General features: G+C 70.0%; 12 protein-coding genes. 4 read left to right on the top strand and 8 right to left on the bottom strand.

The genetic code is table 11. The features are described from left to right. The first annotated feature begins 18 nt into the window (after positions 1-18). The 3 genes from ACFOYY_RS32060 (at position 19) to ACFOYY_RS32050 (ending at position 5,067) form a co-directional block, all read left to right on the top strand. Complete coding sequence (locus ACFOYY_RS32060; protein WP_352014967.1) at positions 19-1,026, top strand: DMT family transporter; 1,008 nt, start codon at positions 19-21, stop codon at positions 1,024-1,026. Continuing rightward, on the top strand, positions 1,023-1,751 hold the full coding sequence (locus ACFOYY_RS32055) for a YggS family pyridoxal phosphate-dependent enzyme (RefSeq protein WP_352014966.1): 729 nt from the start codon (positions 1,023-1,025) through the stop codon (positions 1,749-1,751). Before ACFOYY_RS32060 ends, ACFOYY_RS32055 begins: the two co-directional genes overlap by 4 nt. A gap of 664 nt (positions 1,752-2,415) precedes the next feature. Then, positions 2,416-5,067, top strand: a complete 2,652-nt coding sequence (locus ACFOYY_RS32050; RefSeq protein WP_386194784.1) for a hypothetical protein — start codon at positions 2,416-2,418, stop codon at positions 5,065-5,067. A gap of 201 nt (positions 5,068-5,268) precedes the next feature. Here ACFOYY_RS32050 and ACFOYY_RS32045 read toward each other — a convergent pair whose 3' ends face one another. After that, positions 5,269-6,450, bottom strand: coding sequence for a cytochrome P450 (locus tag ACFOYY_RS32045; RefSeq protein WP_386194782.1), 1,182 nt, complete (start codon positions 6,448-6,450; stop codon positions 5,269-5,271). A gap of 381 nt (positions 6,451-6,831) precedes the next feature. On the opposite strand from ACFOYY_RS32045, the gene ACFOYY_RS32040 reads away from it, so the two are divergent. Next, the gene (locus ACFOYY_RS32040) at positions 6,832-7,959 is read left to right on the top strand and encodes an SGNH/GDSL hydrolase family protein (protein WP_386194780.1); all 1,128 of its coding nucleotides are present in this window, start codon (positions 6,832-6,834) and stop codon (positions 7,957-7,959) included. An 87-nt stretch (positions 7,960-8,046) separates the two neighbouring features. Here the strand turns inward: ACFOYY_RS32040 and ACFOYY_RS32035 are convergent, their stop codons facing one another. From ACFOYY_RS32035 to ACFOYY_RS32005, 7 genes are all read right to left on the bottom strand, one after another. Further along, positions 8,047-8,520: a lasso peptide biosynthesis B2 protein gene (locus tag ACFOYY_RS32035; protein ID WP_386194778.1), complete on the bottom strand. Its 474-nt coding sequence runs from the start codon at positions 8,518-8,520 to the stop codon at positions 8,047-8,049. Next, on the bottom strand, positions 8,517-8,774 hold the full coding sequence (locus ACFOYY_RS32030; RefSeq protein WP_386194776.1) for a lasso peptide biosynthesis PqqD family chaperone: 258 nt from the start codon (positions 8,772-8,774) through the stop codon (positions 8,517-8,519). Before ACFOYY_RS32030 ends, ACFOYY_RS32035 begins: the two co-directional genes overlap by 4 nt. Further along, a complete protein-coding gene (locus tag ACFOYY_RS32025) occupies positions 8,752-10,518 on the bottom strand; it encodes an asparagine synthase-related protein (RefSeq protein ID WP_386194774.1) in 1,767 nt (588 codons plus the stop codon). Before ACFOYY_RS32025 ends, ACFOYY_RS32030 begins: the two co-directional genes overlap by 23 nt. 134 nt (positions 10,519-10,652) lie before the next feature. Further along, on the bottom strand, positions 10,653-10,796 hold the full coding sequence (locus ACFOYY_RS32020; protein WP_386194772.1) for a lasso RiPP family leader peptide-containing protein: 144 nt from the start codon (positions 10,794-10,796) through the stop codon (positions 10,653-10,655). Between the two features lie 540 nt (positions 10,797-11,336). After that, complete coding sequence (locus tag ACFOYY_RS32015) at positions 11,337-11,624, bottom strand: hypothetical protein (protein ID WP_352014959.1); 288 nt, start codon at positions 11,622-11,624, stop codon at positions 11,337-11,339. A 428-nt stretch (positions 11,625-12,052) separates the two neighbouring features. After that, a complete protein-coding gene (locus ACFOYY_RS32010) occupies positions 12,053-12,187 on the bottom strand; it encodes a hypothetical protein (protein WP_352014958.1) in 135 nt (44 codons plus the stop codon). A 206-nt stretch (positions 12,188-12,393) separates the two neighbouring features. Beyond that, the gene (locus ACFOYY_RS32005) at positions 12,394-12,657 is read right to left on the bottom strand and encodes a hypothetical protein (RefSeq protein ID WP_352014957.1); all 264 of its coding nucleotides are present in this window, start codon (positions 12,655-12,657) and stop codon (positions 12,394-12,396) included. Positions 12,658-12,934: the final 277 nt, after the last annotated feature.

The raw sequence follows: 12,934 nt of genomic DNA, 5'->3' as shown, positions 1-12,934 counted from the left end.
ATGGAGAGATGAGACCCGATGGCAGTTCCCGGTAGGTCCTCGCTCGCCGGCACCACGGCCGCTGTCGCGACGGGGATCACCGCCAACCTCATCTGGGGCCTCGCGTTCCTGGTCCCCGTCCTGCTCAGCGCCTTCGACCCGGTGGTCATCACGCTCGGCAGATACGTCAGCTACGGCATCCTGTCGCTGCTGATCCTCGCGGTCACCAGGACCCGGCTCCGTGGCCTCGGAAGAGACGTCTGGCTCATGGCCGTCCTGTTCGCCTTCACCGGCAACGTCGGCTACTACTTCTTCGTCGTCCAGGGCGTCGCCCTGGTCGGAGCCCCCGTCGTCACCGTGATCATCGGTACCCTCCCGGTCACCGTCGCCCTCTACGGCAACTGGCGGCACAAGGAGTTCCCCTTCGGCCGCCTCGCCCTGCCCATCGCCCTCATCGCCGCCGGGCTCGTCCTCGTCAACCTCACCGAGGCCGGTTGGTCGGGCACCGGAGACCGGCCGCTCGCCGCCCAGCTCGCCGGCGCGGGCTGCGCCCTCCTCGCCCTGCTGATGTGGACCTGGTACGGCGTCGCCAACGCGGCCTTCCTCAAGACCCACCCGGAGATGTCCTCGGGGCGGTGGTCGACCCTCATCGGCGTGGTGACCCTCGTCATGGCGCTGCTGGCCAGCCCACTGCTGCTGCTCGGCGCCTCCGCCTCCCCCGCCCCCGGCACCGGTGGGGCGAGGGACTCGGTGGCCTGGCTGATAGCGGGCAGCCTCATCCTGGGCGTCATGGTCTCCTGGGTCGGCACCCTGCTGTGGAACAGGGCCTCCCACCAGCTCCCGGTCTCGGTCTCCGGACAGCTCATCGTCTTCGAGACGATCTCCGGGCTCGCCTACGTCTTCCTCGCCGAACGCCGTCTGCCGCCGCCCGTCGAGATCGTGGGCATCGCCGTCGTCATCATCGGTGTCCTGATCGGCATCCGGCGGTCGATGCGTCAGGCCGTCCGCGAGCCCGTCGGCCACCTCAACGATGGGAAGGACCGATGAACTCCGAAGAACTGCTCGTCAGGCTGACCGCGATCCGGGACAGGGTGACCGTCGCGGCCGAGAAGTCCGGCCGGAACGGCGAGGAGGTGACCGTCATCGCGGTCACCAAGACCCATCCGGCCACGACCGTCGCCCACCTGTACGGCACCGGCGTGACCGATCTCGGGGAGAACCGGATCCAGGAGGCCTCCACCAAGATCGACGAACTGGGCCACGACCCCTGGCGCTGGCACCTCATCGGGTCCCTGCAGTCCAACAAGGCGGCCCAGGCGGTGCGGATGTTCGACGTCGTCCACTCCGTCGACACCCTGAAGCTCGCCCGGCGTCTCGACCGGGTCCTCGCCGACGATCCCGAGCGGGGCCCGATGCGGATCCTGCTCCAGGTCAACGTCGCCGACGAGGCGAGCAAGTCCGGTTTCGACCTCCGCGGCCCCGGTGACGGGGAGAGATGGGAACGGTTCCTCGGCGTCGTCCGTGAGATCGCGGCGCTGCCCAACCTGGTGCCGTGCGGCCTCATGACGGTCGCCCCCCTGGTGGACGACCCGGAACAGGTCCGTCCCTGCTTCCGGGCTCTCGCCCGCATCAGGGACGCGCTGCGCGAACACGTGCCGGACCGCGACTGGCGTGAGCTGTCGATGGGCATGTCCAACGACTTCGAGATCGCCGTCGAGGAGGGTGCCACCCTGGTGCGGATCGGCAGGGCCATCCTGGGGGCCCGGAGCTGACGAGGGCACACCCGTGCGGCGGAATCGCTTCCCGTTGGCGTGAAAAAGCAGATGAACATTCCTATCCTATCGGACTTACCGTCAAATAACGCAGGGTATAGCGAAATTAACGCTTTGCATGTGATCCATGGTGGTTTGGTGTTAAATCCAGCCATGGCGAGGTGGTGACTCGCTCTCAGTGATTTCGTTACGCCTGAAGGGCTGAAACGATCATGAGTGAGAATTCGGCTGATTTTTCGAGACAGGTTCCGACGGCGATCGGGAGTGAAGAGAAGGGCTTCGGCGTCACGGCGGGGCGGGGGGGCGCGCTGCCGCGGTGTGTCTCCGGAGCGGCTCTGATCAGGCGCAATACATCTGAGGTGCCGTGATCGCGGTCGTCGGCCAGAACGGCACCGGTTCTCAGGCGGTGTTACGGGAGCGGACAGGCGAACTTCCGGGATCGATGCGGATCCGGCTGTACGGGGCGGCGCCCTGTCGGGGCAGGCGGGCGCCATTGGCAGGCGGACACCGAACGCCGGAGCCGTCACGCCTTTCCCCTGATATTTCGGGATGCGCCATGAACGTTCCTCACGATCCATCCGATATTCCGGTTTTCCCTGGCGCCGGGTATCTCCTGCGGTTGATCGCCAGGCTCGCTCGTCGGCCGAGACGTGGTGAATGTCCGGTGCCCGACAGTCACAGAGGGGTGAGGCAGGGCAGAGAAGGGCTTCCGATCGTCTACGTCGTCGGTGCCGAGAAGCACACGAAACTCTCCCACGGTCTCGCCCACTTCCTGCGTGAGGCCGATCCACGCCGGGTGCCGTACGGCCTGTGCGTCTTCTCCGACCGGGCGTTGGGCTCGGAACGTGAGTCCGTCGAGGTCACACGCGCCGCGTTGGCGGAACTGGCGCAGGCGTTCGGCCGCGATGTCAACGGCCGTGACGGCAAGGTGCGGTTCCGCAGGTTCGGCCTGGTCAACTGGCTCCTGCAACAGAGCGACGCGGACGCCGTGGACGGCCACACACCGACGCTCCTGCGCAGGCTTCGGGAACGTGAGATCCGCCGCAGGGGGGTGTTCGGGTTCCTGCGCTCACCCCAGGCGGAATTCGCCGTGGGCGAGGTGCCCTGGTGGTTACGGCTGCTCTGCCTGTACGTCTTCCCCCTCGCCTGGTTCAGGATACGTCTCGGGCTCGGCGGAGAGTATCGATGGCTGCTTCGCCAGCCGTACCTCTCACCGGCCGATCCGGGCACGTTCATCGGTTTCGCGGAGAAGCTGACGGGCCCGAACAAGGACGTCGAGAACATCGAGCAGCTCCGCAAACTCATGGCGAACGCGTTCATGGAGGACCTGCGGGTCGCCTACCGCCGTCGGTTCTGGCGTCCCAGAGCCGCGCGGCGCATGGCGTACTGCGTGGCGATATTCGACGGGACGACTTCCGAGAACGGGGGCGACACGCTCCTGGAGACCGTCATCGACGTCCGCATCGACACAGGGGCCTTCGACCCCCTCCTCGTCATAGCGTGCAACACGGCGGTGCCGGAACCGGGGTCGCGCCTTTACGGCCACTGGGGCGACAACCGGCTCTGGACCCTCGACGACCGGCGTTATGACGGCTGGCGTGACGGCTTCCTGCGCCACGCCCGCGCCAGGACACACGATTCCTGGTACCTCCCGCTGCTCGTTCCCGACCCGATGTCGCCGACCGAAGCGGGATACGACTTCATCCGCCAGAAAGAGGTCGCCCAGGACGCGCGGCTACGTGTTCCGGCGCCGCCTCTGTGGGCGCGCCGTTCGACCGGCAGGATGCTCGCCGCCGCCGTGGCCCTGGTGCTGGCCGGTGCCGGTGTCAGGCAGTGGTACGCCATCCAGGACTACCAGAGCGCCCACTGCGGGCTGGACGTGTTCGCCGCCGATTCCGGCACGGTCCAGACCATGCCCACAGGTGAGTGCGTCGGCGTCTCGCGGTACGGATTCTCCTTCCAGACCTCGGACGGAAAGCTGAAGGCGACCCTCCAGACCGTCAACGAGCTGAACCGCAAGGCCGACGAGCTGCACAAGCAGGACCCGAAACGCCCCCTGGTCACGCTCGTTCACCTGTCGGCGTTGTTCAGCACCACCGACAGATCCCCACGGGCACGGGCCTACGTGCGCGAGGCCCTGCAGGGGGCGGCCAGCGCGCAGTCACGTCAACTCCGCAGGTCCGGTCCCGTAGAGCCCATAGTCCGCATCTATCCGGCGAACGCGGGGTCGGGGATGAGGTACGGCCCCCAGGTCGCCGAGATCCTGGCGCGCCTCAAGGAGAAGGACCCCACGATTCTCGGCGTGACCGGCCTCGACCAGAGCAGGGACGCCACCAGCCGGACGATCCGCGCCCTGACCAAGGTCGGGCTCCCCGCGGTGGGCACGATCCTCTCCGCGGACACCCTCATCCGCCAGTCGCCCATGTACTTCCAGATCTCGCCGCAGAACAGGCGTGAGGCCGAGGTCGCCGCGGCGTACGCGGGCCGCCTTCGCTACAGAACAGGGGAGAAAATAGACCGCAAGGTTCGCATACTTTATTCCGACGATCCGATGGACATCTACAGCGACAACCTGAAGGACGACGTCGAGAAGAGCTTCAAGGAGATCGGTTTCGCCACCGAGGTCATTCCGTACTCCACTCCGAGCGTGGACTCCAGCAGGATCTCCGCCGGGCTGATCGACCTGGGAAGACAGGCGTGTCACTACTCAGGGCTGATCTTCTTCGCCGGACGCGCGGAGGACTTCGAGTCGATGCTGGGCGGCGTCAACGAGGCCTGCAACTCAGAACCGCCCACCATTCTCGGTGGCGACGACGTGGCTCGCCTGGCCGCCGACGCCGAACGCCGGAAGAACTTTCCCGGAGTCTCCTACGACTTTCTCGACTTCGCGCTCGACGCCGCACGCTGCGACAGCACCAGCGAGCTCTACGCCGAGCTGGCGGAGCTGTTCCCCGACGAGTGCAGTCAGCTGGAGAGCTCCTCGCTGGACGGGCACGCCGCGATCGCTTTCGACGCCGTCAGGCTCTACGTCAACGCCGTCAGGCAGCTGAAGGAGGAGTTCCTGGACATGCCGCTGACGTCGGCGACGATCTGGCACGCCATCAGCGGCGTCTACGGAGACAAGGCGCTCGACGGGGAAAGCGGCATGATCGACTTCGGCGGTGACGTCGACCGTCAGGTCCCGCTGGACAAGCTCATCTCCGTTCAGCGCGTCGACGGCTTCGGCCGACCGGCGCAGGTGGGGTTCTGCGGCCGGGTCGGCGGCCTGAAACAGGCGTCGTGGTGCCCCGCCCTGGAGGTCGGCCCCGTCCGGTGACCCAACGTCAGGCGGCGGGCCGGCTCAGGTTCGCCCGGCGACTCCACCGGCGACGCGGTGCCGTACGGCCCGCCGGTCCGCACAGGGCGCGGACCCGGGCGCGACCGCCTCCGCGCCACCGAACGGCTCCAGAGTGGAGAGTGGCTTTTCACATACACAAAGTGATGTATGTGGGCAAGTTTTCGATAGATCGAAGCCCTGTCACCAGCTGACGGGCAGGGCGGTCAGGCTGCCGGTCACCACGTTCGCGTCGAAGGTCAGCTCCTCCGGCGCGCAGCCGAGCCTCATGGCGGGAAAGCGACCGGTCAACCGGGAGAAGACCGCCTGGAGTTCGATGCGGGCCAGCGGCGCGCCGATGCAGTAGCGGGCGCCGTGGCCGAAGGTCAGGTGCGGTACGGCCGCGCGACCGATGTCGAAGCGGTCGGGGTCGTCGAACACGGCGGCGTCGTAGTTGGCCGCGCCGGTGTCCAGCAGCACCAGGTCACCGGCGCGTATCCGCACGCCGGCGATCTCCAGGTCGGTGCGGGCGTAGCGCGCGATGCCGTCCCCGCCAAGGCTGAGCGCGCGCAGGATCTCCTCGACCGCCGTGCCGATCCGGGACGGGTCGGCCACCAGCGCCTGCCACTGGCCCGCCGTGGCCAGCAGCCACAGCACCCCCGCGTCGATCGCCGTGACCGTGGTCTCGTGCCCGGCGAACAGCAGGATCATGCTCATCGTGGCGGCCTCCTCGTCGCTGACCCCGTCGGTGGCGGCCAGCCGGGAGATCACATCGGCGTCGGTGTCACCCTCGGCCCGTTTACGGGCCACCAGGCGCCGGCCGTAACCGAACAGTTCCTCAAGGCCCTGCTCGGAACGGGCCCGGTCGGTGACGTCGCTCGCGGCCTGGCTCCAGGCGCCGAACTGCGCGCGGTCCTCGTAGGGCACGCCGAGCAGTTCGCAGATGACCGCGATGGGCAGCGGCAGCGCCAGTGCGGAGTGCAGGTCGGCGGGCGGCCCGGCGGCGGCCAGCTCGTCCAGCAGGGTGGCGGTGAGCGTCTCGACACGGGCGCGCAGGACGCGCATCCGTTTGGGCGAGAAGTGCGGCTGCAACAGCGAGCGCATCCGCCGGTGGTCGGCCTGCTCGGTCTCGAAGTCGCCCATCGGCCCGCCGAACATCACCGACTCCCCGGTGCGGGAGGCGTGTTCGGGATCGTGGTGGGACCGGCCGAGCCGGTCGTCGTTCAGCAACCGGCGCACCTCCGCGTATCCGGTGACCTGCCATCCGGGGGTGCCGAGGGCGGTGCGGACGGCATGGATGGGGCCACGGGCCTGCAGTTCGCGCAGCAGCGGCGCGGGCAGCATCGGGCCGGGCCGCTCGAACGGCAGCTGAACACGAGTGGTCACGATTCCTCCAGAAGGCAGACGCGGGTGTGGACACACGGAGGGGACGGACCTGGGCGCGGCCATCCGCGCCTTCGCCCGCGCCGGATACGCCGCCGACGTCATTCCGGCGGGCGGCGCAGGGGGGAACGCGGCACCGACGTGGACCTGGTGCCGCACGAGCCGGGCGGGTGTTTTGGCCCCTTAAGTCCTATACCCACTTCCCGTACGGCACCGTCGAGGCGTTCGCGCGCCCCGTGGACGATCGGGGCGCCGGGTCGCCGCCGCAGGTCAGATGAGGCCCTGTCCGGCCCCTGACGTCGCGGGCCAGGGATCTGGCACCGCCACAACCCGCATGCTATAGGTAGTCAAACGACTACCAAGAGTGATCGACGTAGGAGAAGCATGCGCCCACCTTCCATCGCCCTGAGCGTCGCCCTCGCCGGTGGCATCGTCGCGAACCTGCTGAGCGGCTCCGCCGCCCACGCCGCCCCGATCACGACCCCGAACACGACGGCTCAGCAGCCGCTGAAGTGGACCGCGCTCGGCGACTCCTACAGCGCAAACGCCCTAGTGCCCCGCTGGGACCCCAGCGACGGCTGCGCCCGGTCCAGTCACAACTGGGAACAGCAGCTTGCCCAGCGGCTGAACGCCGAGACTCCCGGCTGGGTCCGGCTCACCGACGTCTCCTGCGGCGCCGCCGAGATCGACAAGGGAGTTCTGTCCCCGCAGACCTGCGACCTGCTCCTTGGCCCGCCGTTCAACCACGGCACCTGCGCGTGGCCGGCCAGGCCCGCGCAGATCGACGCGCTCAACGGCGACGAGGACGTCGTCACCGTCGGAATCGGCGGCAACACCCTCGGGTTCGCCGGCATCCTGGCCAAGTGCCTGGAGATGGGGGTGAAGCAGGGCGACCCGCCGACCCTGGGCCCGGGGTGCAGGGACTACTACGAGAACGGGGAGGGCCGTCAGTGGCTGGCGGACAGGTTCGCCACCCTGACCCGTGAGTACACCCTCATGATGCGGCGGATCCACGAGCGCGCTCCGCACGCGAAGGTGTTCCTGCTGGGCTACCCCACGGTCGTGTCCAGGCCGTTCAACCAGACCACCTGCTACTGGGGGAACTTCAAGCGGCTGGGCACCGTCCGCCTCGGCGTGGACGGCGACTTCCTCATCGCCCTGGAGCGGCGCCTCAACGAGGCGATCAGGCAGCAGGCGCGGGACAACCAGGGGTGGGCCACCTACGTCGACACCTACGAGTCCAGCCAGGGCAAGGGCGTGTGCGCCAGGGGCGCCGACCAGTGGATGTACGGAGTGTTCGACGACCTGGTGATCCCCGAAGGCGAGACCAAGCCGGCCGACCCGGCCGAATACCGGTGCGATCTCCTGGACGTGCTCCCGGCCGGCGTCCCCAGGGGTGAGGCCTGCACCCTCATCCACCCCAACGTCCGCGGCGCGGCGAACCAGGCCAACCAGATGTACGCGGCGTTCCGCAGCGCGGGCCTGACCCCGAGACCGAGGTCCAAGGGCTAGGCCGCGACCACACCGGCCCGGCGCGGACGCCGGTGTGGTGAGCGGTGCGACGGCGGGCACCGGCCGGATCGTCGGCCGGTGCCCGTCTCATCGACCGGTGTCCACCGGGTGGTCAGGAACAGTGCCGGTCAGGCCGCCGGGACCCCGGTCGGGAGACGGCGGGACGCTGAGGATGATGCCGTAGCCGGTGATGTCGGAGGGCTCGCCGACGGGCCTGCCGTCGGCCTGGATCCAGGCGTGGGCGGCGAAGGGCGGGGTGCGTACGCCGGTGCACCAGGTGGGCCAGTGACCGCGCAGGCGGCACAGCAGGGTCGCGGCGAGAGAGCGCTGCAGGCAGTGGCGTCCGGCGCACATGGTGCTGGTGGCGGTGACGGCGGTGCGGGCGTCCAGCGCCTGGGCGTGTGTGGCGGGACGGGTGCCGTGGCGCAGCAGGGTCAGGACGGCGACGATGCGCCGTGGCGGCAGGTGGGCCAGCAGACGGGCGGCGGCGACGGCGGTGCGGGCGGCGACGCGGGTGCGCAGCGGGGGCCGGGTCTTCGGGGAGCGGAGAGTCTGGCTCACGACCGGACCAGCCCGGTACGACGCAGGTCGTCGAGCAGGGCGGCGATGTCGTCGGCGGCCTGCCGGTGAGTGACCGGTTGACGGCGAACGAGCTGGTCGGCGAGCTGGTCGGCGGTGGTGCCGCCGAGCAGGGCGCGCAGCACCTCGGCCCCGGTGGCGTTGGTCTGCCAGTATCGGCCGCGGCGGGTGTCGAGCAGGATGAGCGCCTGCCCGGTGTCGTAGAGGGTGACATCAGGGCACAGGGCCAGGCTCATGACGGTGGACCTTCAGGTAGGCGGGTTCGGGGTGGGCGGCGATGTCGCGCAGCCAGGCCTCGGCGGCCAGGGTGTGTTCGAGCTCGGCGGCACCGCCGGTGAGCAGGGCGGGGCTGATCAGCGCGCGGCGCAGCGCGCCGGGGTCGGCCAGGCCGATGGCGGCCAGGTGAGAGTCGGTGGCGAAGGCGGCCAGGGTGTGGCGGTTGGCGACCAGGCCGGAGTGCCATTCGTCGCCGCAGTGATCCTTGGTGGTGCGCTCCAGGATCGCGTCAGGGACCAGGCCGCGCATCGCCTCGGCCAGCAACGGCTTGTAGACCCAGGGGGAGGCGGCGTCCTCGGGCCGGACCGCGAGGCACGCCTCAAGCACCGCGTCGTCACAGAACGGCATGTGGATCGGCAGCCCGCCGTGGTCGGGTCCGTGGGCGGCGGTGATGCCGCAGGCGCCCCGACCGGCCTGTATCGCCTGCTCGACCCGTGCGTGGTGACCGCGTCCGGCGGCCAGCGGGCCGTCTCCGTTCTCGGCCGCGTCCCGCAACAGACCGGCGACCAGGTCACGGGCGTGGTCACCGGCCCAGACCGGCAGGGTGACCGGTGGCCCCCAGCCGACCGGCGGCCTGCCGAGCGCCGTCCTGGGGGAGCCGAGCAGCCGGGCCTGCGCGTTCAGCCAGGAGGGGTAGGAACCCATGTCGGTGAGCAGGCGGGCGGCCGACGCGAGCGGCCAGCGGGAGCGGGCCCGGTAGCCGGTGGTGTGACGCAACGCCAGCAGCGGGCGGCGGCGGGCCAGGCCGTGCACGTATCCGGGCGGCGGGATCACCGCGTGGTCGCCGCCGTGCCCGGAGAACCGGGCGACGGCGCCGTGCTCGCGCAGCAGTTCGGTCATGTGCTCCTGCTGGAGCCGGTCGCGGATCCCGAGTGAGGGTCCGTCTCCGGGCTCCAGGCGGAGGTGCAGGCCGTCGAAGTGCCCCGGCACCCGATCGGAGGGGAACGTCAGGTGTGGCACGCCGAGCGCGTCGACCGCCTGGCGTGCGTAGCGATGGTCCTGGTTGTTCGGGTTGGCCCAGTGCAGGGTGGCGGCCACCAGCCGCGCTCCGGCCTCGGCGGCGAGGAACGCCACCGAGGTGGAGTCCGTCCCGCCCGACACGTCCGCTCCCCACACCTGCCCGGTCCGCACCCGCACCGCCACGGCCTCGCACAGGGCGTGCCGCAGGGCGGTCGCGCCCTGCTTCAGCGGTAGCACCGGCTCGGGCGCACGCCACCAGACGCGGGACCGGTCGACGCCGTCCGCGTCCACCAGCAGCGCCCGTCCCGGCCCGATCGACTCCACCCCCTGCCAGGCCACCGCCTCACCCAGCGGGTACGGCACGCCAGGCCCGGCCAGTAAGGCGGCCAGAACGGCCGGGTCCGCCGTCGCCCCCGTCAGATGAGCGAGCGTCCGCGCCCGGTCGGCCACCACGGTGACCCCGCCCATCCGGGCGTGGTAGAGCCGTCGTGCCCCGAACGCGCTTCCCCGCGCGTAGGTCTCTCCGTCGACGGAGGCCAGCACCGCGAACGAACCGGCGGCTCCGTCCAGCACCGCCTCCACCTCCTGTGGGCGGCTCACAGCGACCGATCGCCGTGCCAGTTCGTCCCCGCCGAGGGAACACAGGCCGAGGACCGCCAGCCGTACCCGGCCCGAACCCGCCAGGACCAGTTCGTCGCCGTCCCAGCACCCCACCAGCCAGGGACGGCCGGACGCGTGCGGCACCACATGACACCCACGTCCCCGAACCCGCCCGACGGCGTCACCCGCCGCCGCGCAGTCCGGCAGCGCCACCAGCCACGATCGGCCGCACCCGCGCATCCGGCCGCCCCCTTCCTGTTACGAACAGTCGGTCAGTCTCAGTCGTCGCCCTCGCGGAAGAAGAAGGTGCCTTCCGGGCGGTTGGGGTCGAGGTTGCCGAGAGTCGTGGCGGCGAACGCGCCGACCTCCGCCACCAGTGGCGGCTCGTACACCTTCACCGGCTCCGGCATGTCCTGCTTCATCTGATTCACCTCCTTTCCTGAGCAGTCGATGACGCCATTACAGCTAAAAGTAAGTTCCTGATGACTATCTGTTACTACCTGGGGCGGAGAGCTTCGCATCACGCGGCCACCAGCTGAGCGTCACCGGTTCCGCATGTCACACTGCGTTATCGGCCAAGTTGGCCTGATTCCTGTAGGCGGGGAGCCAAGGGCCGCCGCGACGCCGTCCGGAGGTGTGGATCCCGGCGCCGGTCCGCTGTACGGACGGTCCGGGCGGTCGTCCTGTGGGTGCGGCGCGGGCCTGCCGATGCCGGCCGAGGCTCTACGGCGCCGGGTGAGGTGGGGCCGAGCCCTTCCAGGCGGACCTCGCGCGGCTCTCGCCCCTGAGGCCGGGGTGTCGTCACGCCGCGGGCGGGCGAGCCGTGGATCACGGTTCTGGCGGCGGCCGTGGACGGTGCTACGCCGGGTTCTCTCCGTGCCCGGGGAAGGCGACGTCGCCGCCGGAGGGTGGTTGAGGCAGGGGCCAAGCCTTGTTCGGCCGCGCCCCTGCCCGGTCGGTTGTCAGGCGACGAAGACGCTGCTGCCGAACTCCTGGGTGGTGCGTCCGCCGGGCTGGACGACGGCGACGATCTGGCCCGTGCAGTTGGGACCGCTGTAGACGAGCGCGTACTCGTTGGTCTCGTTGCGCAGGATCAGCGGCCTCAGGCGCGCGTCGACGCAGCCGGACGGGTTCTCGACCACCTGGCCTCCGCCGAACACGAGCCGCCCGTGCGCGGCCATGGCGGTGGTGGGCAGCAGGGTCAGTGCCGCCGCACCGAGGGCGGCGAGAAGGTGGACGCTACGTCGCATGATGGGGCTCCCCTGTTCGGGCCGAGGCGGTGTTTCCGCCGTAGGACATTCCGATCATGCACTTCGCGTAATCGTACGACCACCATCCGTGTGGTCGTGTCGCCGCGGGTGGCGGAACGAGGTGACCGGCGAGCCGGGCCCAGGTGGCATGGGACAGGTCCTCGGTGTGCGACGGCACCACGACCGGGCCGCCGGGAGAACCGTGCGGCCCGGTGCGCTCATGGCGTTCCGGGGTCCGGCCGATCCAGCCGGTGCCGCCGGAGACTTCGGCGGAACACTCACGGACACGGTGATCGATGGAACGGGAGCGCCCCTGCTCAGTGGCGGCCGGCGTCGAAGAGAGCCAGGTAGGCGGTCATGTAGCGGTCACGGATTCCGTCGCCGGCGGGGGCGAGCAGGTCGGCGGTGCGCCCCCCTGAGCCGGTCGGTCAGGCCACCCGGCCGTTCACCGTGGCCGTGACGTCGGCCTCGTCCTTGTAGGCCAGGGCGGCGGCGTGTGCGAGACATCGCGCGTGCGCGAGGTTGTAGGAGGTGTTCGTGTGGTCGAACGTGATCGCGGTCATGAGATGTCCTTCGTTACGTGATCGACAAGGTCGCGGGCCACCGGTGAAGGCCTCTCGCGGGTGCCGTACCGAGCCGTCGTCGCGGGCCTGGGAGCACTGGCCGAGGTGCCGCGACGGGCCGGTACGTCTCCATCACGGTGGACCGGATGCGGGGCGTCGAGACCTTCCCCGGCGGACATGGGGCTTGCGCCCTGTCCTGCCGCCTGTCAGGAGACGTGGACGCCGGTGCCGAACTCCCGGGCGGCGCGTCCGCCAGGTTGGACGACGGCGACGGCCTGGCCCGTGCGGTGGGGACCGCCGTGGACGAGCGCGTACTCGTTGGTCTCGTCGCGCGGGACCAGCGGCCTCGGGTATGCGTCAGCGCAGCCGGAGGGATTCTCGACCACCTGGCCTCCGCCGAAGGCGGTGGTGGCGGGAGGCGGGGTCGGCGCCGCGCCGAGGGCGGCGATCAGGTGGGCGCTACGTCGCATGATGGGCTCTTCTGCTAGGACCTGTTTTGTGGATCTTCGCCGTGGCGAGGATCGTCCAGGTGGATGCCCCGCAAGGCGGAGGAGGAGCTCATAACGGAGTTATGGGCGACAGATTCTCCCCGGGCCCCCACGGCAAACGCGGAGCCTGCGGAGCGTTTTCGTGGGGTGGGGCGACAATGCGGCGGGGGGCCGCCTGGACGACCGCAGTAGGCGGAAAGATCCACAAAACAGGTCCTAGTAGTACTTTGTTAGGTCAGCCTGTTGTAACTGGTCGGTG

The sequence above is a fragment of the Streptosporangium jomthongense genome, from assembly GCF_042650425.1.
In the GTDB taxonomy this organism is placed as follows: Bacteria; Actinomycetota; Actinomycetes; order Streptosporangiales; family Streptosporangiaceae; genus Streptosporangium.
This window is presented reverse-complemented; position numbering and strand designations above follow the sequence as displayed.

Bases quoted from the DNA above. Each gene is read 5' to 3' on its own strand.
- ACFOYY_RS32060 (WP_352014967.1), top strand. From the start codon at position 19: ATGGCAGTTCCCGGTAGGTCCTCGCTCGCCGGCACCACGGCCGCTGTC.
- ACFOYY_RS32055 (WP_352014966.1), top strand. From the start codon at position 1,023: ATGAACTCCGAAGAACTGCTCGTCAGGCTGACCGCGATCCGGGACAGG.
- ACFOYY_RS32040 (WP_386194780.1), top strand. From the start codon at position 6,832: ATGCGCCCACCTTCCATCGCCCTGAGCGTCGCCCTCGCCGGTGGCATC.
- ACFOYY_RS32030 (WP_386194776.1), bottom strand. From the start codon at position 8,774: ATGAGCCTGGCCCTGTGCCCTGATGTCACCCTCTACGACACCGGGCAG.
- ACFOYY_RS32020 (WP_386194772.1), bottom strand. From the start codon at position 10,796: ATGAAGCAGGACATGCCGGAGCCGGTGAAGGTGTACGAGCCGCCACTG.
- ACFOYY_RS32015 (WP_352014959.1), bottom strand. From the start codon at position 11,624: ATGCGACGTAGCGTCCACCTTCTCGCCGCCCTCGGTGCGGCGGCACTG.
- ACFOYY_RS32010 (WP_352014958.1), bottom strand. From the start codon at position 12,187: ATGACCGCGATCACGTTCGACCACACGAACACCTCCTACAACCTCGCG.
- ACFOYY_RS32005 (WP_352014957.1), bottom strand. From the start codon at position 12,657: ATGCGACGTAGCGCCCACCTGATCGCCGCCCTCGGCGCGGCGCCGACC.